Below are 23,657 nucleotides of genomic sequence, written 5' to 3'. Positions count from 1 at the left end.
TCTCTTTTGGCCACATGAAAATGTGGCCTTTTTTTGTTACAAGAAAGTTAGCTTAGTGCTTGAATGTATCAGGGCAATCTCGCACAATGTGCCGCTTATGCTGTTTTTTTGTTAACGCTTTATCAATTTAGCCGCCGTAACCTACTGCTCACAGAAGACTTTTTGATGAAAAAAATATTATCGCTATCCTTTATACTTTTGTTAACTGCCTGTCAGCAAACACCTAATACCACCGCTAACACTGAAACAACTAATCAAGCACAAGCAGTAAATGCCGCTTTAACAAAGCCACACGTAGAGCCAGAAGTAAACATTCCTGAAAGCATAAAGCGACCAGAAGATTATGCTGATGTATGGCAGCGCATTCGTAGTCAGTTAACTATTGAAGTGCCAGACAATGAAGCGGTAGCTAAGTGGCGTGAATACTATTTAAGTCACCCTAATTTTATGGTGACAATCTCGCAGCGAGCAGAGCCTTTTCTTTACTACATTGTGGAAGAAATAGAAAAGCGTAATATGCCGCTGGAGCTAGCTTTGTTACCAATTGTTGAAAGTGCTTATTTGCCGTATGGCGTTTCAAGTATGAGTGCTGCGGGTTTATGGCAATTTATGCCAGTGTCAGCTAAGCGCTTTAATATTGAGCAAAACTGGTGGTATGACGGCCGACGCGATATTGTTGAGTCAACTCGCGGAGCACTTGACTACTTTGAGTTTTTTCATGATACCTTTGATGAAGATTGGCTAAATGCTGTGGCCGCATTTAACTCCGGAGAAGGCCGTGTTGGTCGCGCCATTAGAAAAAATGAACGCGCCAACTTAGCAACGGACTTTTGGTCTTTGAATTTACCGGAAGAAACCACACACTTTGTTCCCAAGTTATTGGCTATTGCTGACATTTTAAAAAATGCTGAAGCATTAAATTATAGTTTTACCCCGATTGAAAATAAGCCCGCGTTGGCTATTTTTGAGCTTGAAGAGCAATTAGATTTATCATTAGCAGCTGAATGGGCTAACGTAGAATTGGCTGAGATTTATCAACTTAACCCTGGCTTAAATCGTTGGGCCACTGCGCCTGATAGTAATTATCAGTTGTTGCTACCTGTTGCTGCTACTAATACCTTTAAAGAAAACTTGTCTCGTACTGATAAGAAGGATTGGTTACGTTGGCAGCGTTATCAGGTTAAGGCGGGTGACAGTTTAGGTAAAATAGGTGCTTTACATAATATTGATGTCGCAGCACTTAAAAAGCTTAATGACTTATCGTCAGATATGATTCGCATTGGGCAAGAGTTAGCGGTTCCAGTCACCGACTATAAAGCGTATCCATTAGCGCTAGCTAAATTAAATGGCTCACAAGTCACCCATAAGGTGAAACGTGGTGATACTTTATGGGATATTAGCCGTAAATATAAAGTGAAAGTGCATGATATTGTACGTTGGAATAATTTGCCGAGTGATGGCTTTTTAAAGCTTGAGCAAAAGCTCAAAATTATTTTATAGCGACGCTTTTATCACTGCCACTCATTACTGAGCTTAGTAAGGAGCTAACTTTATATAAGGTTAGCTCTTCATTCAAAAAAAACGTTATTTTAGCCTTGGTATGCGCTTTCTACTTGTGCGAAATGTTCAATAACTTCAACCACTTCATCTTTAGCCTGTTGGCGTTGGCTATCATTTTCAATACCAATTGCTGCCATTGCCTGTACCGTTGCAGGGTGTACTAATAAATCCTTCGCATGGTAGCAATTTACATCCGTAATGGCAGGAAGTTTACCGTCGGCATGATAACCCGACTCTATTTCGGTTAAAGGCAGTGACGGAATAATATCAGCGGCAGCACTGACCGCATTTAAATAGTCATTACACTGCGGGAATTTCACTTTAAAGGCTTGAATAATAGGCTGCGATAAAGCTACTAATGCTTTGGAAGAGTTCTCAAGATCTTCATTAGATGCTTGTTGATCAATAAGTGTTACTAACTCTTGAGCACTTTGCTTGTATTGAATGAAGAGCTCTGTAGAAGCATGTGCGCTAGGTTGGACTTTATTAGTAGAGTTTTGTACTGAAACGTCGGTATTTTCAGAACTTTCATTGCAGGCAGTTAATGTTAAGACCGCAGCTAAACAAATAAATTTTTTCATTATTTTCCTCGTGATATTTCTAATGATGTACGCAAAAAGCAGGTAATAGAAGCAGTACTTATTGACCGCATGTACTAAAACATTTGCTTTAGGTGCTATTAAATTTCATATAAGTTTAATGATATAGATTATCATTTGCGTTTACAATGTTAATGCCCTTAAATCTAAACAAAAAACTAATGAGGCATAATTAAATTAATCGTAATAAAATATGCTAATCACCCATGGAAAGCGCATTTCCGCTGTTTACTGGGTTACTGACAAGCTTTAGAATACCCTATTAAATCTATTATTTAGGTTAAATGGATTTGGCAACCCATTGAGTTACCCTGCAGGAGCCAACATGGCTGAAGTTCGTAATAAAGTAATTATCCCCATTGGTAAGCACAATGCACATAAGGCTGAGTTTGTTAGCTTTAGTCATTTGAAAGATGATAAAGAGCATGTTGCGTTAGTATTTAAAGGCGCAGACACTGCCAAGGTTCCGCTAGTGAGGGTGCACTCAGAATGTTTAACCGGTGATATTTTTCATTCGGCACGTTGTGATTGTGGCCAGCAGCTTGATGAAGCCGTAGAAACCATGGCGAAAAGCGGCGGTATTATTCTGTACTTACGTCAAGAAGGTCGTGGTATTGGCTTATACAACAAGCTAGATGCCTATAGTTTACAAGATACCGGTATGAATACTTTTGAGGCAAATAAAGCCTTAGGCTTTGATCACGACTTGCGGGATTTCACGGTAGCTACCCAAATGCTAAACGCACTGAATATTAGTGAAATTGATTTATTAACCAATAACCCTGAAAAAGTATCAGCGCTCACTCAAGCGGGTATTAAAATTCAAAAAACGGTACCTACGGGGATTTTTGCTAATCAACACAATAACCATTATTTAGCGGCTAAAGTATCTGTTGCTAAACATACAATCGCACTTACTGGTCATCATGATGAAAGTGATCAAGAAATTAGCGATAAAAGCAAAGGTAACAACAAAAGCTAAATGAAGATAAAAGGGCTAACTCAACGTTGATTAGTGAGCCCTTTTATTTGTTTTTCTTCGCTAATATTTTTCGCTAATATGTTGCTGTTGCCGCGTGTTATTCTTAAGGCTTATATGACTCCGTAAGCAAGCATGGCGTCGGCAACTTTAATAAAGCCGGCAATATTGGCACCTTTAAGGTAATCAATGTTTTTGCCATTTTGGCCATGTTTTACGCATTGTGCATGAATAGAACGCATAATATCTTGAAGTTTTTGATCAACTTCTTCACTTGTCCACGATATACGCATACTATTTTGCGTCATTTCTAACCCTGAAATAGCGACGCCACCAGCGTTAGCCGCTTTTGCGGGGGCAAATAAAATATTGTTCGCTTTAAAATGGTGTACCGCCTCAATGGTTGAAGGCATATTGGCGCCCTCGGCTACGAGCATAACACCATTATTGACTAAGTCAGTTGCATCATCGAATGATAATTCGTTTTGTGTTGCACATGGAAAGGCTAAATCACAAGGCACTGCCCATGGGCGTTTATTGGCAACAAACTTGGCGTCATATTCGGCACAATATTCTTCAATTCTACCGCGACGTGTGGTTTTTAGATCAATTAAGTATTCAAGTTTTTGGTTATCTATACCGGCTTCATCGTAGATATAGCCGCCAGAATCACTCATCGCGAGCACTTGTCCGCCTAATTCAATAATTTTTTTAGCGGCATATAAAGCAACATTACCTGAGCCAGAAATAACGCAACGCTTACCTTTAACGCTATCGCCAATATGATTTAGCATATTTTCAGTAAAATAAACCACGCCATAGCCTGTAGCTTCAGTTCTTATTAAGCTACCGCCAAATGAAATGCCCTTACCTGTTAACACGCCAACAAAGTTATCATTAAGGCGTTTATACTGGCCAAACATATAGCTAATTTCACGCGCACCTACGCCAATATCGCCAGCAGGTACATCTAGGTTTTCACCAATATGTTTTGATAGCTCGGTCATATATGCTTGGCAAAAGCGCATAATTTCTCTATCGGATTTGCCTTTAGGGTTGAAATCACTACCGCCTTTGCCCGCGCCCATTGGTAATGTTGTTAGGCTATTTTTGAATTGTTGCTCAAAGCCTAAAAATTTTAAAATACTTAAGTTCACACTTGGATCAAACCTTAGCCCACCTTTATAAGGGCCAATGGCATTATTAAATTGTACGCGATAGCCACGATTAACGTGAACATTACCAAGATCATCTTCCCAACATACCCTAAAAGTTATGGTTCTATCAGGTTCAGTCATGCGCTCAAGTATTAGTGCGTCAAAATATTTCTTATGATTAAACATATAAGGCACTACACTTTCCGCTACTTCTTTAACGGCTTGATGGAACTCTAGCTCACCTGGATTACGCTTTTCTAAACCAGCCATGAAACTTTCGAGAAACTTCTCTGGTGTTGAGTAATCACCATACAAATGCTTAGCCATAAACTCCCTCTTTGCGATTTTTCGCTAAGTAATAATACATAACGGTTAGTTTGTTACCAATGTCAATACGGGTAAAACGAACCTCAGATCAATTGAGTTAACAATACGCTATTTATTTCCCGTGAGGTATAAAATAATTGTAAATACAAATTATTTTCATTAAGATGGGTCGGTGTATAACATTACTCTTCAACTCATTAAAACGTCTTAGGTACTTGGAAAAAAACGTGTCATATCTGCTAAATAAATTACAACTAGCGAACCCTCGCTGGTCTGTATTCTCACGTATACTGGCGGCTGCTTTAGGTGGTTATGCTTTAGCTACATCAAGCTCACTATTGATCACGCAATTATTAATGAGTCTGGTTGGAAAGTATCAAGGTATTCATATTGGCTTAATGTTGGGCTTCTTGGTTTATACGGGGGCAGTTATGTGGGCTTTTTCGGTGACTACTGCAACACGAGCTTGGCTAGGGCTAGTTAAACTAAATGTTATTTTCTTGCTGCTTACATGGGCGTTGATGCAGGTAAATAGCTAATGAAAGATACTTTTCGTCAATCAATGAAGTGGCTTCATACTTGGGTTGGCCTTGTGGTCGGTTGGGTATTATTTTTTATGTTTTTAACTGGCACTCTAGGTTATTTTTATCAAGAAATAACACGTTGGATGCAACCTGAGCGACCATTGATAGTGCATGAAGTTTCTACCGAGGCATTACTTGATCGTGCTCAGCAGTTTGCCGAAATTCACGCCAAAGGTGTTGATGAATACGATATTCTCTTGCCAAGTAGCCGTGACCAAAATTTAAGGCTGGGCTGGCGACATGCGCCTGAACCCGGCAAAAAACGCGGTAGATATAAGCAAACTGTTGTTGACATTGAAAGCGCTGAAAACGTTGCCACGCGTGAAACCGGTGGAGGAAGAACACTTTATCGCATGCATTATCGCCTACACTATATGGATACTAGTATTAGTTATTGGCTAGTAGGATTTTGTACGATGTTAATGTTGCTAGCGGTGATTACTGGTGTTGTCATTCATAAAAAAATATTCTCAGACTTCTTTACTTTTAGAGCTAAAAAAGGCTTGCCCGGTTGGCTTGATAGTCATAACGCCTTAAGCGTTATTGCGTTGCCATTTCATTTTATGATCACCTACAGCGGCTTACTCTTTTTCTTATTTATGTACATGGGCGTTAGTAGTAACTTTCAAACTAATGACGATGAATTTAAAGAAATGCGCAAAGAAATATTCCCACGTAGTGCTCATGTTGAGCCCGCAGGAATACCGGCAGAAATGCGCTCATTCTCCTCATTATATGATATCGCCCAACAGCAATGGCAAACCGATAATTTACGCTATGTAACGGTACATGCACCAAACGATATTAATGCGCAAATAGCTTTTGTGCGTAATGAAACTGATATTACTTACAACCAAGGTGATGAAGTGGTTGTTAACGGAATTAGCGGTGAGCTTATTTCGGGTAATCACAAAGACTATACCGTTAGTGGTATGATACATAATGGTTTTTATTCGTTACATGAGGGGCAATTTGCAGGCACTTTGGCGCGTTGGGTTTACTTTATCACGGGGTTAATTGGTACGGCGATGATCGCTTCTGGGTTAGTGTTATGGACAACTAAACGTAAACCTCAGCAAATGAAAAAATTAAACGGGCCAGACTTTGGTTATCGTTTAGTTGAGCAATTAAATATTGGTACCATTGTCGGTTTACCTATTGCCATTGCCGCTTATTTTTACGCGAATAGGTTGTTGCCTGTTACGATGGAAAATCGCGGCGAGTGGGAAGTGCATATTATGTTTATTACTTGGGCATTATTATTACTCTATCCTGCAATACGCCCAGCAGGAAAAGCATGGTTAGAGCAGCTGCAGCTTGCCAGTATTGTGTTTATTTTATTGCCGGTGGTAAATGCTTTGACCACCGACAAACACTTAGGTGTTACTTTGCCTCATGGTGATTGGAACTTAGCCGGTTTTGATTTAACGCTAATTGCAGTGGGTATTAGCTTTGCTTTTGCACGTTATAAGATGAAAGTGATACAGCAAAGTAATAACGCGCGAAGAAAGCCGACTAAAAGTAGCATTGAACGATCAACTAACCGAAAAAGTCCTCTTGAAAATACGCCCCAGCCAGATTTGGTATTAACTAAAACTGGCGGAGATACTGTGTAATGTTATTGTTGGTTTGTTTAAGCTTTACTACCATGGTGTTATTTTGTTTAGCGATGGAAAAGCATCGCGAACAAGTATTTTCTATTGAAATGTCAGGGCTGTTACCACGTTTTTTTAGACCAATGGCTTGGCTGCTACTCACATTGACGGCTTATACTAGCGTGGTGTTATATGGGTGGTCTATTGGTCCAGCACTATTTTTTGGCGCGTTAACGGCGGCATTATTACCACTTATTTTATTGTTAACCTATCAGGCTCGATTGATACCGATATTTGCTGTTATTTTACCTGTGGTAGCAATAACAAGTTTTATTTTGGCTAAGTGAGTAGGCTGAGTGGTTTGGGTTAATTTAGGCTAGCTAATGATGTTTACTCGTCCTGAAAGCGAAGTTATTCAAATATACCAATCATTACAAGAGCAGCAGTACCATTTAACGCTACCTAGTGATGCAACGTATATAGAATACCCGTTGCATCAATGTAGCTTAACTTATGCGGAGCTTGCGCCATTAACATCAGTACGAACTTCCGCTATTGCTAAAAAAATCCCTAATGCCTATATGTCAGTTGTCTATATTATTTCAGGTAATGGTACTTGGTTTAATTCAAAGGGCTTTCAGCATTTAGCGCCAGGGCAGTTACTTTTTTTTAATGCTGCGAGTGAGTTTACCTTTCATTTTTCGAGCCGCTATCAAGTAGTAAGCTTTAATTTTCCTGAATATTTATTACCACGTTTACCAACGCAAGGCTTTGCTTTTGACCTGATCCATGAGGAAAGTCAGGTGTTGCGCTTGGCATTAACATCCGTTTTAGCACAAGTGAGAGCTGGTGTTCATTCAGAAGAATTGACTGCTCGCTTTTTAGAACAAGCTCTATTAGCTCCTCTTATTGATTGTGTTAGTGTTTATCAGCAAAAGCGAGAGGCCAGTGTGAGCTATAAAAAGCTATGCAGTATTCAGCAGCTTATTTTTAATGCCAGTGCAGATGATAACTTTACCATTGAAGCATTGTGCGATAACGCTCAAATATCAAAACGCTATTTACATAAACTTTTTGCGATGACGCCTTATCACGCTAATGATTTTATCTATCAAACACGCTTGATTCATGGTTTTCAGTTGATGGTTACACAAAATAACCAACACTTATCAATTCTCGATATTGCCATTCACTCTGGCTTTAAGAGCCAGGCACATTTCTCTCGACTATTTAAGCGAACATTTGCCTTAACGCCTAGTGCCTTATTGTCTCGATTGTAAATAATCTGACTTTGAGATAATCAAAGTATCTCAAACACATGCTCACTGCGTTGAATTTACTTGCAATAGGTTAACTATTGACGCGCAACTCCTATGACTCTGTTGAATGTAATGTATTAGTAAAGCTCTTAGTCTGATTTTAGGTTAAATACTCGTTTACATTGTTGTTACTTTTCACACCAAAGTGCACGCACAGACAAAAAGATTAAATACCCTAATATATAATAGGAATTATTATCAATTAGGTTTTTAACATTATTACCACATCACTTAACATCATATAGGTTAACTAATTTTATGTATGCTACCCCTAAATTTTTTCTTGCGACTTTAGCTGTCAGTGTTAGTTGTGCTATTTCGGCGACAGAAGACATCAGCGAAGCAGAAAAAGAAGCATTAGAGCGCATCAGTGTTCATAGTCCGGCGTATCGCAGTACCGGAACTAAATCAACGTTATTACCCATTGAATCGCCAATGAGTTTTACTTCAATAGACCAAGGTACTTTGCAGTTAAGGCAGGCAGACTCAGTAAACCGTGCACTGCGTTATGTCTCGGGTATTACCCCAGAAAGTCGCAGCACTGTGACTATTTTTGACCAATATACAATTCGTGGTTTTGAATCTTATCGTAACTATTACGACGGTTTACCATTGCAAACTAACAACTTATGGAATCTTTATCCACAGGTTGATGCTTTTGCGACAGAAAGTATTGAGGTGTTAAAAGGACCAACGTCTGTTTTATACGGCTCGGCGCCTCCAGGAGGTATGGTTAATCAAATAGCTAAATCACCTCAAGGCGAACAAACAACGATTGGTTTACGGTTAGGTAATCAGAGCTTGCGCGAATTGTCGTTAGATACTTCTGGCGGTAATGGTGAAATTGATTACCGTTTCATTGCCTTAGCACGCCAAAAAGATGGTCAGCAGCAAACCACAGAAGAAGAGCGTTATACCATAGCACCTACTATTACTTGGCAAGTTGCAGCAAAAACACACTTAACGTTTTCTGCTTACTATCAAGATGATCCAGAGATCACACCCTCTACTCCTTTACCAGCAATGGGCACTTTATATACTGCGCCATACGGTAAACTCGACTCAGACGGTTACGCGGGGGATGAAAACTGGGCTCGATTTGATCGCACGGTTACTATGCTTGGTTATAAAATAAACCATGAATTTAATGAAAATTTATCGTTTTTACAAAATTTCAGATATACCGACGCCAAAGCTTTACAGCATAATACCTATAACCAAGGTTTAATGGCCGACAATAGTCATTTATTACGTAGCGCGTATTTTACCAATGAATCTCAGCAAGGCTTTGTGGTTGATAACCAACTTGCCGCTTCGTTAATGTTAGGTCAAACGCAGCACAATATTTTATTCGGTTTTGATTTTCAAACGCTATCGTCAGATGTTTCTTATGGCGACACTTTAGGTAACGACACCCCAGCCTTAAATTTAGCAGCACCGGATTACCAGTTACTTAATCCAGAGACATTACCCGTTGATTTTTACACCGAGCAGCATGACATTGCTCAATATAATCGCGGCTTTTATTTACAAGATGAAATAGAAATCGACCAGCTCACATTCATTGTGGGTGGTCGTTACGATAACTTTTATACACAAGATATTGCTGATAAGAGTTATGCGGGAACAGAGTATGGCGACACTACTACCATTGATGAAGACGCCTTTACTGGCAGGTTAGCCGCAATATATAGTTTTGATTTTGGTTTAGCGCCTTACCTTAACTACTCAACATCGTTTGAACCAACGCCTGGTTTTGATAGCGAAACTAATGAAGCATTTAAGCCAACAACTGCTGAGCAAATAGAAGTGGGTGTTAAATATCAAAATACGCATCAAAATATGATGATTACCGCGGCTTATTTTGATTTAGCTAAAGAAAATGTTGTCGTTAATACCGCAGATTTTGCTAAAAAGACGCAAACCGGTGAAATTGTTTCACGAGGCATTGAAGTCGAGCTAAATGCTCAACCCACAACACAACTCGACATTACCGCTAATTACACATATTTAGACATGGAAATAACGAAAAACCCATTAAATGTCAGCTTAATTGGTAATCGTCCTGTGTGGGTTGCAGATCAAACCGCATCATTATGGGCAAATTATCATATTGATAACGCAACAATCTCAGGACTTATGTTAAGTGCTGGCGTGCGTTATACCGGTGAAAGTTACCTTGATGCTGCGAATTCAGATACGTTACCCAGTTACACTCTTTATGATATCGCCGCTCGTTACGAAATTAATGACTTAACGCAGTTAACCATTAGTGTAAATAACCTAACCGATGAGCGTTATGTGGGCGCTTGTTATGATGCCAATGGTTGCTGGATGGGAGCAGAGCGCACCATGGAAGCAGGTGTTAAATTCTCGTTTTAACGCGTAATTATTATAAATAGAGTGAATAAATACAGCTAAGATATGTTCAATATCTTAGCTTTTTTGCTTAATGTCAAAAAATACGGTCCTGAAATAATGCGAAAAAAACTCCATAAATTACACGCGTACTTTGCGCTTGCTAGTTTGATCCCCTTAATTATTATTGCCGTAACTGGCAGTTTATTAGTATTCAAGTTTGAACTTGATACTTTATTATTACCTGAGGTGGCCAGCATTAGTCTACCTGTTGAGCAACAGGAAAATACGACGTTAACAAGGCTTAATATTAACGAGTTAGTCACCCAAATAAATCAGCAGTTTAGTGACTATGAGATTGGTAGCTGGGAGCTTTTTGATGATAAGTACCAAGCTGATCGTGTTTACTTACTTAAACGCTACAGTGAAAGCTGGTTTAAAATTCATCTTAATCCTTACAGCGGTGAAGTACTTTCGACACCAGTGCCTATTCATCATGATTTAACCGATTGGCTAGTGCAATTGCACTTTACTTTTTTATTAAATGATCTTGGGTTTATTAGTCCGCAACTAGGCACTATTATTGGCTTAATCGCTAGTATTATTATGACTTTCTTGGGTATTTCGGGCTTAATTATTTACCGAAAATTTTGGCGTCGATTTTTCAAGTTTCGCTGGGATGCAAAACTGGCGGCGATGATGAGTGATTTACATAAATTAGTGGGTATTTGGTGTTCACCTATTATTCTTATTTTAGGTATTACGGGTGGCTACTTTAACTTTATTGAGTACTGGCATGAAACTTTTGAGCATGGCGAAGAAGCGCATCATATTATGACGGATCGCTTATATAATGCCGAGCTTGATTTTCAGCAACTCTTAACAACCAGTACAGAAAAAATAACAAGTTTTACACCTCAGTATTTACTATTTCCGTTTGAACCTAAGATGGCGTGGACAGTATTTGGCTCTATTGACACTAACAACCCATTTGCCAGTGCTTATGGCTCTACCGTTAGCTTTAATGCCATGACAGGGAAATATCTCAGTCATTACGACATTAGAACCAGTAACACTAGCACCCAGGTTTTTGATAGTTTTAGAACATTACATTACGGTAACTTTGCTGGTTTGTGGAGCAAAATAATCTGGTGTGTAATGGGGTTGAGTCCGCTTATTTTAGGGGCAAGTGGCTTTTACCTTTGGTATAGTCGCATTCGAAGAAAACGCGTGAGTAAGCAAAGCTGAGCGATTAATTGCAATCCTCATGCTTTTTTAGTGAATTATTTTAAATAGAGTACTTGAGTGGAATTAATTAATCTGTCGTTTGAAATTCTGGCCTTTTTATTCGTTATTGCTATCGTCGCTGGGTTTTTAGATACCCTAGCTGGCGGTGGTGGTTTATTAACGTTACCTGCTTTAATGATGAGTGGCATGCCGCCATTAGCAGCGTTAGCGACCAATAAATTACAGTCTACAGCTGGGGTAGCAACCGCAACGGTAATGATGCTAAGAAATAAGCGCGTTCGTTGGCGAGATGTTAAGTACCTAATGCTCGCGGCATTCATTGGCTCTGCTTTGGGCACGCTAATCGTACAAATTATGAATACCGAAGCATTGACGATTGTAATACCTATCGTTATTGCAGCGATCGGTATTTATTTTTTAGTAACCCCTGTAATTGATGACAATACTAAAAAACCTCGTGTTTCACCTAACGTTTATAAGTATGTGGTAACGCCGACTATTGGCTGTTATGACGGACTATTTGGCCCTGGTACCGGCTCCTTTTTTGCTTTAGCTGGTCGCTCATTACGCGCACAACCCTTTTTACAGGCGACAGCGGTTGCTAAAACCTTGAATTTCTCAACTAATTTAGCCTCATTGATTGTTTTTATTTTTGCAGGCCATGTTGTGTGGTTGGTGGGTATAATTATGATGGCAGGGCAGTTCATTGGTGCATGGTTAGGCTCGCATTGCTTGTTTAAAATTCCGGTTAAGTATTTACGCTACTTGGTGGTGGTAATGTGTTTTGCGATGCTAGCCAAATATTTAACCAGTTAAAATAATGCGAGTTCAAGGTAGGTAAGTATTACTGTATCGCTCATTATTTTGTAAATATTACAGACTAGTACGCTTACATATAAAAACTTTAAATGGAAACACCTTAAAAAACAGTGTGTTATTTTTTGTTGGTTTGGCATAAAAGTTGAACTAAATAAGTTAACTATGAGGGTTTTTTAATGAAAATGATCAAATACTATGTGTTGTTACTAACTGTTTCTGTTTTCTTTGTATGGCTTAGCTTCAATAATAGCTACATGCTAGTACCTAGCTTATGGCTTACTATTTCACTAAGTTGTGTTCTTTTTGCTTATAGTACTAATCGACCTAGCTTATTTAGAAAGTCTGCAGCAGGCGAAATACCCTGGTGGATTAAAATACTTTTGTTGCCTTACCTTGTTTGCGTGCAATTATATAATGGCATAATGCGCAACAATGATTCTGTACCTGCAATCCAAGAAATTACTCCTAATTTATTTCTTGCTTGTCGGCTTTTCCCCAGTGACGTAGAAACGCTAAAGTCGCAAAAAGTTACCGCAATATTAGATGTTACTGCTGAGTTTGATGGCTTCAATTGGTCAGCTCAACAGGAAGGATTCTATTATTTAAATATACCGATATTAGACCACTTTTCTCCAACAGAAGCTCAATTAGAACATGCTTTAAGATGGATCACGGCAATGCACGACTTAAATCAAAAGGTTGTTGTTCATTGTGCGTTAGGCCGAGGCAGATCTTTCTTTATGACTTGTGCTTATCTATTAATGTCTGAGCCAGACTTAAGCGTACGCGACGCCATTAGCACAGTACAAAGTGTTAGATCTACGGCAAGGTTAAACACTAAACAGCTCAAGGTGTTAGTGGAGTTGAGTCAAAACTTTGCTAAGAAGCCGCAACCTGAGCTTAATATGATTATTAACCCGGTATCTGGAGCGGGAAAGTGGCTGTTATATACCAATGACATTGTTGGCATGTTAACACGACAATATGTGCTTAACTTTCATTTTACTAAAAAAGATACTGATGTTTATCAACTTACTAAGTCGTTACAGACCCACGATGAAAGTATGGTTTTTGTCGCGTGTGGTGGTGATGGTACTGTCGCTGAAGTAGCTGCGGCGGTGAAAAATACATCACATCAATTAGGTGTACTTCCCTTAGGTACTGCCAACGCACTAGCGCATGTAATGTTTGGAGTAGAAAGTAAAATATCGCCTATTAACCAAGCATGCGAAATATTGTTCCGTGCAGAAACAAAACAAATGGATACCATGGTATGTAATAAAAAAACGGTATTGTTAGTGATCGCTATTGGTTTTGGTGAGCAAATGATAAATCAGGCCAACCGTCTTCAAAAAAATGAGCTAGGTCAACTCGCTTATATTCAGGGGTTTATTAACGCTTTTATTGAAAATAAATCACAGCAAATAAAGTTAACGATAGATGATGAACCCGTGCAACAGTTATCTAATAGTAGCTTAACTATTGCTAACGCAGCACCAATTACCACATTACTCGCTCAAGGTGCTGGGGAGCCAAATTGGCGAGACGGTTTATTAGATGTAACCCTTATTGAGCATGATTCAAGCTCGGCTCATCGGCTATTAAGTTTAGCTGAATTAGTAAGTAATACTATCTCTGGTGATAATAGCTCAAACTCAAGTGTCTCTCATTACCATGCCAAAAAGATCTTATTACAAAGCAGTGAGGGCTTTGAGTACAGCATTGATGGTGAAACAGAGTCAGCCGAGCAACTAATGGTAGAGATTATGCCTGCAAGCTTAACAATTATTTGTTAATTAACAATAAAGTTTGCAAGCACTTAATATAAATTAATTACAGAATAGAGTAAGCTAGTGTAATTACTTGATAAAGGGATTACATGTGTGAAAACAGTTTTATTAGTTGACGATGATCTTGAGTTTACAAATATCGCTTGTCGTATTATTGAGTATCTTGATTGTGAAGTTTATTCTGCATCTACATTAGCAGAAGCACAGCAATGGCTAAGTGAGCAAAAATTTGATCATATCCTACTGGATTTTATGTTGCCAGATGGCAGTGGTTTGCACTTAATTGATTACGCTAAAGCTAACAATATTAGCGCAAAAATAACTATGATTACGGGTCATCCCTCGGTTAAAACCGCGATATCTGCGATGTGCCATGATGATATTGGCTATTTAACTAAGCCGATAGAAGCCGATGATCTTAAAGGTGTGTTGTTTTCTAGCCAGGCAGCATCAAAGACCAAAAAACGAAAAAATAAAAACGCTTTGTACTTTGGCTGCTTAATTGGTGAATCCGCACCGATGAAAGCGATGTACGCTATGATTGAGCGAGTAGTAAAAACACAAGCCAATGTTATGTTAATGGGCGAGAGCGGCGTAGGTAAAGAGATGGTAGCTCAAGCTATTCATAGCGCTAGTCAATGTCAGGGTGAGCGGATATCGGTTAACTGTGGTGCTATTCCCAAAGATCTTATTGGTAGTGAACTTTTTGGTCATGAAAAGGGAGCTTTTACTGGTGCTAATGCACAAAAATCTGGCGTATTTGAATTAGCAAAAGATGGCACTTTGTTTTTAGATGAATTGACCGAAATGCCTATTGATATGCAGCCTAATTTACTGCGCGTACTTGAAACGCAAACAGTGACTCGTGTCGGCGGAAGTAAGAGTATCCCGGTTAATTGTCGAGTTGTCTCAGCAACTAATCGCTCTGTTGAAGATATCGCGCAAAATAATGTTTTACGTGAAGATATTTATTTTCGTTTAGCGGTTTTTCCAATTAACATTCCGCCGTTAAGAGAGCGTAAAGAAGATATACCATTACTTGCTGAGCACTTTCTCAATCAACTTAATAAAGAGCACGAAAGTGATTTTAAGCTCAGTGATGACGATTTAACTCGACTCGTTAATTACGAGTGGCGAGGTAATATTCGTGAGTTGAAGCACGCTATTTATCGTGCATTTATCATGGCGGATATGACGTCAGGTTATTTGGTTTTTCCATCAACATTTGAATCACCTTTTTCTCAGGCTAAGCTGCAAAACTCTATTCAAAGCCAAACGATTAGTGAACAAATGAATGAGCAAACTGATACGTCATTAATAGCACCTGCTACTAATGTGAATCAGCCTGTTATTGTCGGTCAAACTATAGAGAATTTAGAAAAAGAGCTGATCTTTAAAACACTTGAGTCGGTTGATGGTAATAAAACAACCGCCGCTAAAATTTTAGGTATTAGTACTAAAACACTTTATAACCGCCTTAATGCTTATAGTTAGTGTGATTAATCGTGAATACTAAGTGAATATTGATTATTAAAAGGAGTAACGAATATGCCTGAACAACAGCAATTAGAAATGGTGATTCATGACGCACGTAAACCTCTTAATCACATTTCTATGCAAGCAGAGTTGTTAAAGCTAATGGTTGAGCAATCTGCAAGTCCTGCAGATATTAAGCAATTAGCCGACCAAATAATTAGTGCTTCAAAAGAATGTAGCGCCATTATGCAAACCTTAGTGAAGTAAATGGCTACATCAATGAAAAAATTAATTATCGTTATTTCAGGTTATTTAAATAACTTAAACATTACTCGCTTAGCCTGGTTAGGGGCAATGCTGTTAGTGTTAGCTATTGTTGTAAATGCCTCAATAGGGCTGAAAAACATTAAAAAACTAGCTGAAATACAAAGTAACTTGCAAAATACTGGCGAGGTTATGCTGGTTATTGACAGTTTGCATATCGACATACTTAATGCTGAAACCGGGCAGCGAGGCTATTTGTTATTTCGAGATGAAAGCCATTTAGCACCTTATGTTAAAGCATTAGATAAGTTTGCTTTGAGTTTAGAAAATGTTCAACAGTCACGCTCACAAAGTGAGGCTCAGCAAGGCCGAATAGATGCGTTTACGCTATTAGCACAAGCCAAGTTAAAAAAACTCAAAGCGAGCATTGATGTTGCTGTCGGTTTTGGGGCTAATATTGCCCAGCAGCAACTTAAAGAAATTGACGAAGAACAAATTAATTTTCGTCATTTGTACAGCACTATTATTCAGGCTGAAACTCAAACAAGAGAAAACTTACTTAAGCGATTAGACGAAACAAGAACCAAAGCTGGTAGTAATGTGATCTGGTTTACCGCGTTAAGTGTATTTATGTGCGCGACTATGATGATTTTGCTGATGAAGCACATTCATAGTATTCGCAGCACTAAAGAGAAGTTAGAACAATACAATGCCACCTTAGAAGCTCGTGTTATAGAACGGACTCATGCACTTGAGGTGTATACCGAGGAATTAAACCGTAGTAATAGGGAGCTTGAGGACTTTGCATTTGTTGCCTCTCATGACTTACAGGAGCCGTTAAGAAAAATCAGAGCTTTTGGCGATAGGCTCACCAGTAACTTCTCAGCTGAATTAGGTGATAAGGGTGCTGATTATTTAGCTAGGATGAATGCAGCAGCGAAACGGATGTCGGTACTCATTAGTGACTTATTAGAACTGTCACGGGTAACCACCAAGGGCAAGCCTTTCCAAGAGGTTGACTTAAATGAGTTATTACTAAGAGTATTAGATGATTTAGAAATTGCTACGCAAGAAAGTGGCGCTAACATAGAGTTGTCAGATCTACCTAAAATTCAAGCCGATGGTAGTCAACTCGGTCAGCTATTTTTGAATTTAATTTCTAATGCAATAAAGTTCCGTAAACCAGGGCAACAGCCTCATATAGTTATTCGTGGCGAACTTGTTAGCTCCCCAGAATACTGCGTAGTAGCAACGGATACGCAGTGGATTAAAATAGAAATACTCGATAATGGCATTGGGTTTTCTGAACAGTACAATGAGAAAATATTTACGCCTTTTCAACGTTTGCACAGTCAAAAAGACTATGCAGGTACGGGAATTGGCCTAGCAGTATGTCGACGAATTGTTGAGCGGCATAGTGGTTATATTTCGGCGGACAGCCCTGAAGGAGAAGGTGCCATTTTTACCCTGTTACTCCCGATTGACGCTAACCTTTTTACAGTTGAGGATGGAAAAGTTGAATTACTCAAAACCCCAAGCCATTAATATCTTAATGGCGGATGATGATGAAGATGACAGATTATTAACACAGGATGCTCTTGATGAAAGTAGAGTGTTGAACACGATTAATTTCGTGAATGACGGTGTTGAATTGATTGAATATTTGCGTAACGAAGGTGGCTATAGTGACAAAGAGCGTTATCAAAGACCTAATTTAATATTGCTCGACCTTAATATGCCTAGAATGGACGGTCGTGAAGCACTTAAAATTATTAAAGCTGATGCTAAGTTACGCTCTATTCCTGTTGTAATACTAACCACATCAAAAGAGGAAGAGGATAAATTACGTGGTTACGACTCTGGCGCCGCCTCTTATATTGCCAAGCCGGTTAACTTTGAAGGGTTAGTTGAGCTAATGAAAAACCTAGGGAAATATTGGATTGAAATAGTAGAGCTACCTTAAGGTGCTTTATTGGCAGCTTTAGCAGCTTGTATGAGCCAAGGACATATAATGGATAAGCGCTTAATTAATTTGTTACTCGTTGAAGATGACGAAGACGATTACATTCTGGCATTAGACTATTTACAAGAAATACCTGACTTTGAGTTTAATGTTAAATGGCTTAGCGATTACGACTTAATTATGCAGGCGTTACAAGATGAACCGTTTGATTTATGTTTGCTCGATTATCAGCTAGGAGCTCATACAGGGCTTTCTGTATTAGAAGCTGCCAAAAATATGGGCTGTGCTACCCCTTTTATAATGCTGACAGGGCAATCTGATGGGGTATTAGACGCGCAGGCGTTAACGCTGGGCGCAGAAGATTTTTTAGTTAAGTCTGAAATCAATAGTGTGCAGTTTATTCGAGCAATTCGCTATGCGTTGGCTCGAAAAGATATAGCCATCGAGCGCTTAGAGCGTTTGAAAATTGAATCAGACAGTCGCGCTAAAGACCGCTTTCTTGCACATTTAAGTCACGAATTACGGACCCCTTTAACGTCAATTATTGGTTACACTGACCTACTACTTAGCCGCGCTGAGTTAGACAGTATTAAACCCGAATTATCTATAGTGCATAGTAATAGTCAGCACTTACTTGCTCTGTTAAATGATGTGCTCGATTTATCTAAAATCCGAGAAAATACTTTATCCCTTAATAAAAGTAATTTTGCATTGTCACCTTTTCTTGCTGACTTACAAAACTTATTTGGAATCGCAGCACAGAAAAAAGGCCTGTTATTTACCATTGAGGCTGATACGCCTGTTCCTGAGTTTATTTGTTCTGACGCGACTCGCCTTAAGCAAGTGTTAATAAATATTATTTATAATGCGATTAAGTTCACTCAGTCTGGTGAAATACGCGTATTACTAACCTTTGAGCAAAAGCATAATCAATCGGTTTTGAATTTCTCTATTAGGGATACGGGGATAGGCATTCCTCAAGAAAAATTGAAACGAATATTTAACCCATTTGAGCAGGTGCAAGACACAACTACTAGAACAGAAGAAGGGGCAGGATTAGGGTTGGCAATTAGTGCATCACTGATTAAATTGTTAGGGGGTAACTTCCAAGTTGATTCTGTGTTGGGTCAAGGGAGTACATTCACTTTTTTAATTGATACTGGTGTCTCATCAGAAAACTTAGTTAACCTCAACTTACAACAACCGGTAGCACTGCAGCATAAAGCGCTAACCACAAACGATACTTTACAGGGAAATGTACTTATTGTTGAAGATGTTAGCAATATTCGTTTGTTATTAACTAATATCATTTCTGCTACCGGCGCTAAAGTCACAAGTGTTGATAATGGTCAGAAAGCGTTAACGTTACTGAGCGACGAACAGCAACATTTTGATTTAGTTTTTCTCGATTTACATATGCCTATTATGGGTGGGCGAGAAGTTGTGGTTGCTGCGAGAAGTCAACAAATAACTACGCCAATAGTGGCGTTAACAGCAGCAGCGTTAAAGGGGAGCGAGGAAACTTTACAAGCATTGGGCTTTGACCAAGTATTAACCAAGCCTATTGATACTCAACAATTACACGAATGCTTAACACATCATTTAAGTGCCGCCTCCAATGAGAGAGATGCGTTAGAGAGTGAACAACCCATTACTACTCAAACAAAGAAAGTTTTATTGCTTGAAGATGACAAAGACGCTAGAGAGCTTATGGGGTTATTATTAAAATCTTTAGGAATAGAAGTTTTTAGTGCACAAAACATTCAAGAAAGTTTAAGAGTTTATCAGCAAGAACAGCGGTTTGATTTGGTTATTTTAGATTTGAACCTACCTGATGGCTCTGGCTTTGATGCAGCGCAAGCGATAAAGAACATTAATGCTACACAGCAGCTTGCAATTATTAGTGGTTCGGAGCCTGAGCCTGAATCATTAGTTGCATTAGGTATTAACCATGTATTATTGAAGCCTGTATCGTTACCTGATTTGCAGAAGCTAATCGAATAATTGTTTTGGAATAAAAGGCGCTCTATATTTAGTGCTTTTAGCGGCCTTATTCTTTAGTAGCATCCGTTAACTAACTAAATGGTGCGTTATTGTTGCTATTGTTGAGGCTGCTTGTCATCAAGCTATCAGTCACTCGTTTCAACATTACTAAGCGTCGCAATGTGGCAAATTTTCCATAACGTAAAGCAAGTAGAGAAGTTAGCGCGGTAATACCTAAAAAAGCAGGTGACTCGGCTATGGCTTTACAATGAGCAATTAATGCTGATTTTTGTTGGTTATTGTTATAAGTAATTGCTTGGTATTTTGCCTTTTTAACCATGACGTCTTGGTTTATTTTTCGGTAAATAGCTGTGCTAAGGCGTGTCATGAAACCCCCTCTACTTATCAGTAAAAAAGCCGTGAATAAACTCATCATAGGTAATATCAAATAAAGATATTGCGGTAGTTAATAGATAATAAATAACGAATAAGTTTAGTGTTAGTACCATAATTGCGGCCATTAACGTTGGTAATCCTAGGTGGATAAGGCCATAAACAATCATTGCTTGTATGCTTATCCAAACAGCACATAGCAGAAATACAGCACTAGTGACTAATGCCATAATTGCAATCAACATTTTTATATTTGCCTTAGCTTTGGCTTGTAATAATGAAAAAAATGCTGAAAATGATTGTTGATAACCCAATAGTAAACGGCTGCCTAGCTCAGGGAGCGCATTAAGTTGCGCTCCCATATCTATGGACTGCTGAGTATTTTTCTCTGCATCCTGAGGCGAAGTCATGCTATTTTTTCCTTAAAAACATTGTTAGTAACATACCAGCCGTAAACGCTATGCCTGCTGTTTTTACTGGGTTTTCATGGGCATATTTTTTCACTGGCGATTGATTCCATTTCGAGCGCAATAAACGAGTTTGTGCTTTCATAGCTTCACTTGATTGCGTACTTTTAGCTCGAAGTGTTTCTTCAGTACTTGCCGCCGTACCATGAATTGAGTCAACTGTAGAGTGCAGTGAATCGGCAAATTGATCGGCAACAGGGTGAACAGGCTTTTTCATAGCACCATTTGATTTTTCTGTGTTTTTATTAGGCATAATAGCTCCTTGGTAAATTGCATAAGTTAATATTAGGGTAATGAAAGGGTATTAGGAGGCGCTCAATGAGCGCCATAAAGGCAAAACTATTTAGTTACGTGTAAGTTTTCGGTAACTTTATTAACATCGTCAGTATTGTTTGCAATGTTAATAACTAAGTCTTTTTCTGCTTCAGAGTCTACCTCTCCGCTTAGGGTAACGTTATTGCCTTTTACATCTACATCAATGCTCGTTCCGCTAATATCAGTATCGAGTAGTAGACGAGTTTTAATCACTGTTGCGATTTTCATATCAACAAATTGCGACTCGTCCATACCGCGTTGTTGTTCTAATTCTTTGTTATCAATACCTTCAATAACTGTTATTTGGTTTTTAACACCTTTAACGCCATCTATTCCTTGCACTAACTCTTTAGCGAGCTTTTTATCTACGCTGTGGTCAACTTTACCTGTAAGGTAAACAATGCCACTATCAACATCAGTATTGATATCAAAAGAATTTAAGTTAGTATTAAATAATAATGTTGCTTCAGCTTTACCGTCTATCCAAGCATCGCTAGCTTCTTTCTCCCAAGAGTTATCTTTTGCTTGTACTGATGTAATCGTTAAAGCAGATACCATAGCTAGTGAAATTAATGTGCGTTTCATAATCATTCTCCATTTTAAGATTTAAGTTGTAACGACAAGTTGTTGTAACGAATTAACTAATGTAACAATCTAACTAATGCAGACAACATACCAATCTGTATAAATCCTTTTATTTCATTGTGTTACTGTATTTTATTGTTTTGCTCATTACTTGATTGTTGATTGTTTTGTAAGGTTTTCACGTTAACAATGTAACTTTTTCAGGAAAAATATACGTACTACTTAACCTGAGTTCAGGTTGCCTATTTGAATGGTGGTATGCTTTTTATTATGGAGTTGAAATGAATTACAACGAGTTTAATGACTTTTGCAGATCTTTACCTTGTACTACCTATGTTATGCAATGGGGCGGCTCCCATGTTTGGAAGGTAGGGGGCAAAGTATTTGCTATTGGTGGTTGGGGTGATGATAAAAAGCCCGCTTTTATATTTAAAACCTCTGATACCAATTTTGGCTTTCTAAAAGAGTCGGTAGGGTATAAACCTGCGCCTTATTTTGCTAATAGAGGGATGAAGTGGATCCAGCAATTTGAAAATGTTGCCGACAGTAATGATGACTTATTGTACTATTTAAAGGAATCATATCGATTAGTCTCTCTTGGTTTAACAAAAAAGAAACAAAAAGAGCTAGGTTTGAATCAATAGCCCCTTATCTACTTATAAAATATCAACCTTTAAAGCTCCGCATACCCTTCTTTGATATCTCTATTCAATGACTTTGTTACAAAAGCAGTTTCTCTACCTGTATATCTTATATGAAGCAATTACATGGAGCGTGTAATTATTACAATAAAAGGGGTTTTCTATTTCTTGGTTTATTATAAGTAATTGTTTTTTATATTTTTAATGTTTTGGTATGACTCCTGCACATATCTTGTTGTTGTTAATTAAAAATTCTTTACCAGCGAAATTCGCTTTTTAATTTAAAACAGTAAATATAAAAAGGAGATTAATATGTCTAATTCAAATTATGAAATGGGTCCAATTAAAGAGTTAGTGAGAGTGCTAAATGGTGGCATTGAGTTTTATCGCTCAGCGATGGATAAAGTCTCTAACCCTCATCTTATGCATGTTTTTGAAAATAATATTAATGAAAAAGCACGCACTATTGCGGAACTACAAACGTTCGTTTTAATTGATGAAGGTAAAATAGAGCAAGACTCAGCATTTTCTGTAGAGTTACGTGAAGCTTACACTAAAGTACTTGCCGTTATTAGCGCTGATGCAGAGCATACTTATGTATCTCAATTAGAAGAAATTGAAGATAAAGTATTAGAAAAAATTGAGGCTGCCTTGATGAAAAAACTACCAGCAGAATGTCAAAGTACATTGTTACAAATTCAAGTACGTATGCAGCATTGTCATAATCATATGAAGCAACTGAAATTAGTTACGGCATAATTTAACTGCTAAGTCTTAGGAGGTTCTATGTTACGTTGGGCTCTTATATTTTTCCTCTTCGCGCTTGTTGCAGCCGCCCTAGGATTTGGCGGTATTGCAGGAGCAGCAACAGGAGTTGCTAAGTTTTTATTTTGGATTTTTGTAGTGTTGCTGGTTTTATCATTTGTTATTCCTGCGATAAAAACACCTAAAAGCTAAATAAAAGTTAAATAGAAATTAATTGGAGAATGATATGAATAAGTTATTAATGATGAGCAAAGTATTTGCACTTACTGCTGTGTTAACTATGTTTGGCTGTTCTGATGGACCAGCAGAAGATGCCGGTGAAAAAGTAGATGAAGTAGTTAGCGACAGCAAAAACGCCGTTGAAGATGCGTGTGAAAAAGCGAAAGAATTGGCAGGCGCTGAAAAGCAAGACTGCTAAATTGAAAAACTGTTAAATTAACCTGGGCTAATGAGCCCAGGTTTTTTTTACG

The 23,657-nt window shown here is 38.4% G+C and carries 25 protein-coding genes; 19 read left to right on the top strand and 6 right to left on the bottom strand.

Annotated elements, in window-relative coordinates; all coding sequences use genetic code 11:
* Positions 1–63 precede the first annotated feature (63 nt).
* Positions 64–1,500 (top strand): LysM peptidoglycan-binding domain-containing protein, encoded by a 1,437-nt coding sequence (locus ABD005_RS09605; protein ID WP_215978931.1) that lies wholly within the window; start codon positions 64–66, stop codon positions 1,498–1,500.
* 89 nt (positions 1,501–1,589) lie between these two features.
* Here the strand turns inward: ABD005_RS09605 and ABD005_RS09600 are convergent, their stop codons facing one another.
* Positions 1,590–2,141 (bottom strand): hypothetical protein, encoded by a 552-nt coding sequence (locus ABD005_RS09600; RefSeq protein ID WP_343817233.1) that lies wholly within the window; start codon positions 2,139–2,141, stop codon positions 1,590–1,592.
* Positions 2,142–2,484: 343 nt separating this feature from the next.
* Between ABD005_RS09600 and ribA the strand changes: the two genes are divergently transcribed.
* Entirely contained in the window at positions 2,485–3,141 is a 657-nt protein-coding gene (gene ribA / locus ABD005_RS09595) for a GTP cyclohydrolase II (protein ID WP_215978930.1), read from the top strand.
* Positions 3,142–3,251: 110 nt separating this feature from the next.
* Here ribA and gdhA read toward each other — a convergent pair whose 3' ends face one another.
* Positions 3,252–4,622 carry an NADP-specific glutamate dehydrogenase gene (gene gdhA / locus ABD005_RS09590; protein WP_343817232.1) on the bottom strand — a complete coding sequence of 457 codons (1,371 nt, stop codon included), beginning with the start codon at positions 4,620–4,622 and terminating at the stop codon, positions 3,252–3,254.
* 227 nt (positions 4,623–4,849) lie between these two features.
* Here gdhA and ABD005_RS09585 point away from each other — a divergent pair, with 227 nt between their 5' ends.
* From ABD005_RS09585 to ABD005_RS09525, 13 genes are all read left to right on the top strand, one after another.
* Positions 4,850–5,161: a DUF3649 domain-containing protein gene (locus ABD005_RS09585; RefSeq protein ID WP_215978928.1), complete on the top strand. Its 312-nt coding sequence runs from the start codon at positions 4,850–4,852 to the stop codon at positions 5,159–5,161.
* Positions 5,161–6,822 (top strand): PepSY-associated TM helix domain-containing protein, encoded by a 1,662-nt coding sequence (locus tag ABD005_RS09580; RefSeq protein ID WP_343817231.1) that lies wholly within the window; start codon positions 5,161–5,163, stop codon positions 6,820–6,822. Before ABD005_RS09585 ends, ABD005_RS09580 begins: the two co-directional genes overlap by 1 nt.
* Positions 6,822–7,148: a DUF3325 domain-containing protein gene (locus tag ABD005_RS09575; protein ID WP_343817230.1), complete on the top strand. Its 327-nt coding sequence runs from the start codon at positions 6,822–6,824 to the stop codon at positions 7,146–7,148. Before ABD005_RS09580 ends, ABD005_RS09575 begins: the two co-directional genes overlap by 1 nt.
* A 36-nt stretch (positions 7,149–7,184) precedes the next feature.
* Complete coding sequence (locus tag ABD005_RS09570) at positions 7,185–8,081, top strand: helix-turn-helix transcriptional regulator (protein WP_343817229.1); 897 nt, start codon at positions 7,185–7,187, stop codon at positions 8,079–8,081.
* A gap of 297 nt (positions 8,082–8,378) precedes the next feature.
* The gene (locus ABD005_RS09565) at positions 8,379–10,502 is read left to right on the top strand and encodes a TonB-dependent siderophore receptor (protein WP_343817228.1); all 2,124 of its coding nucleotides are present in this window, start codon (positions 8,379–8,381) and stop codon (positions 10,500–10,502) included.
* A 96-nt stretch (positions 10,503–10,598) separates the two neighbouring features.
* The gene (locus tag ABD005_RS09560) at positions 10,599–11,726 is read left to right on the top strand and encodes a PepSY-associated TM helix domain-containing protein (protein WP_343817227.1); all 1,128 of its coding nucleotides are present in this window, start codon (positions 10,599–10,601) and stop codon (positions 11,724–11,726) included.
* A 57-nt stretch (positions 11,727–11,783) separates the two neighbouring features.
* Positions 11,784–12,542 carry a TSUP family transporter gene (locus ABD005_RS09555; RefSeq protein ID WP_343817226.1) on the top strand — a complete coding sequence of 253 codons (759 nt, stop codon included), beginning with the start codon at positions 11,784–11,786 and terminating at the stop codon, positions 12,540–12,542.
* A gap of 179 nt (positions 12,543–12,721) precedes the next feature.
* Positions 12,722–14,341 (top strand): diacylglycerol kinase family protein, encoded by a 1,620-nt coding sequence (locus ABD005_RS09550; protein ID WP_343817225.1) that lies wholly within the window; start codon positions 12,722–12,724, stop codon positions 14,339–14,341.
* An 87-nt stretch (positions 14,342–14,428) separates the two neighbouring features.
* The gene (locus tag ABD005_RS09545; protein WP_343817224.1) at positions 14,429–15,829 is read left to right on the top strand and encodes a sigma-54-dependent transcriptional regulator; all 1,401 of its coding nucleotides are present in this window, start codon (positions 14,429–14,431) and stop codon (positions 15,827–15,829) included.
* Between the two features lie 54 nt (positions 15,830–15,883).
* Positions 15,884–16,078 carry a histidine kinase gene (locus tag ABD005_RS09540; protein WP_215978920.1) on the top strand — a complete coding sequence of 65 codons (195 nt, stop codon included), beginning with the start codon at positions 15,884–15,886 and terminating at the stop codon, positions 16,076–16,078.
* 12 nt (positions 16,079–16,090) lie between these two features.
* Positions 16,091–17,620 (top strand): sensor histidine kinase, encoded by a 1,530-nt coding sequence (locus ABD005_RS09535; protein ID WP_343817223.1) that lies wholly within the window; start codon positions 16,091–16,093, stop codon positions 17,618–17,620.
* Complete coding sequence (locus ABD005_RS09530) at positions 17,592–18,038, top strand: response regulator (protein ID WP_215978918.1); 447 nt, start codon at positions 17,592–17,594, stop codon at positions 18,036–18,038. The genes ABD005_RS09535 and ABD005_RS09530 overlap by 29 nt, the downstream gene beginning before the upstream one ends.
* A gap of 9 nt (positions 18,039–18,047) precedes the next feature.
* The gene (locus ABD005_RS09525; protein ID WP_343817222.1) at positions 18,048–20,042 is read left to right on the top strand and encodes a response regulator; all 1,995 of its coding nucleotides are present in this window, start codon (positions 18,048–18,050) and stop codon (positions 20,040–20,042) included.
* 70 nt (positions 20,043–20,112) lie between these two features.
* Here ABD005_RS09525 and ABD005_RS09520 read toward each other — a convergent pair whose 3' ends face one another.
* From ABD005_RS09520 to ABD005_RS09505, 4 genes are all read right to left on the bottom strand, one after another.
* Entirely contained in the window at positions 20,113–20,409 is a 297-nt protein-coding gene (locus ABD005_RS09520; protein ID WP_215978917.1) for a hypothetical protein, read from the bottom strand.
* Positions 20,410–20,419: 10 nt separating this feature from the next.
* Positions 20,420–20,824 carry a hypothetical protein gene (locus tag ABD005_RS09515; RefSeq protein WP_343817221.1) on the bottom strand — a complete coding sequence of 135 codons (405 nt, stop codon included), beginning with the start codon at positions 20,822–20,824 and terminating at the stop codon, positions 20,420–20,422.
* Between the two features lies 1 nt (position 20,825).
* Complete coding sequence (locus ABD005_RS09510) at positions 20,826–21,134, bottom strand: DUF883 C-terminal domain-containing protein (RefSeq protein ID WP_215978915.1); 309 nt, start codon at positions 21,132–21,134, stop codon at positions 20,826–20,828.
* Positions 21,135–21,220: 86 nt separating this feature from the next.
* Positions 21,221–21,781 carry a BON domain-containing protein gene (locus ABD005_RS09505; RefSeq protein WP_215978914.1) on the bottom strand — a complete coding sequence of 187 codons (561 nt, stop codon included), beginning with the start codon at positions 21,779–21,781 and terminating at the stop codon, positions 21,221–21,223.
* Between the two features lie 281 nt (positions 21,782–22,062).
* On the opposite strand from ABD005_RS09505, the gene ABD005_RS09500 reads away from it, so the two are divergent.
* The 4 genes from ABD005_RS09500 to ABD005_RS09485 all read left to right on the top strand — a co-directional run bounded on the left by ABD005_RS09500 (position 22,063) and on the right by ABD005_RS09485 (position 23,605).
* Positions 22,063–22,425 carry an MmcQ/YjbR family DNA-binding protein gene (locus ABD005_RS09500; protein ID WP_215978913.1) on the top strand — a complete coding sequence of 121 codons (363 nt, stop codon included), beginning with the start codon at positions 22,063–22,065 and terminating at the stop codon, positions 22,423–22,425.
* Positions 22,426–22,734: 309 nt separating this feature from the next.
* Complete coding sequence (locus ABD005_RS09495; protein ID WP_215978912.1) at positions 22,735–23,181, top strand: PA2169 family four-helix-bundle protein; 447 nt, start codon at positions 22,735–22,737, stop codon at positions 23,179–23,181.
* 27 nt (positions 23,182–23,208) lie between these two features.
* Entirely contained in the window at positions 23,209–23,379 is a 171-nt protein-coding gene (locus ABD005_RS09490) for a DUF1328 domain-containing protein (RefSeq protein ID WP_215978911.1), read from the top strand.
* 34 nt (positions 23,380–23,413) lie between these two features.
* On the top strand, positions 23,414–23,605 hold the full coding sequence (locus tag ABD005_RS09485) for a hypothetical protein (RefSeq protein WP_215978910.1): 192 nt from the start codon (positions 23,414–23,416) through the stop codon (positions 23,603–23,605).
* Positions 23,606–23,657: the final 52 nt, after the last annotated feature.

Source organism: Colwellia asteriadis (genome assembly GCF_039523295.1).
GTDB lineage: Bacteria > Pseudomonadota > Gammaproteobacteria > Enterobacterales > Alteromonadaceae > Colwellia > Colwellia asteriadis.
The sequence above is the reverse complement of the archived record's forward strand: the minus strand, read 5'-3'. Positions and strand labels throughout refer to the sequence as shown.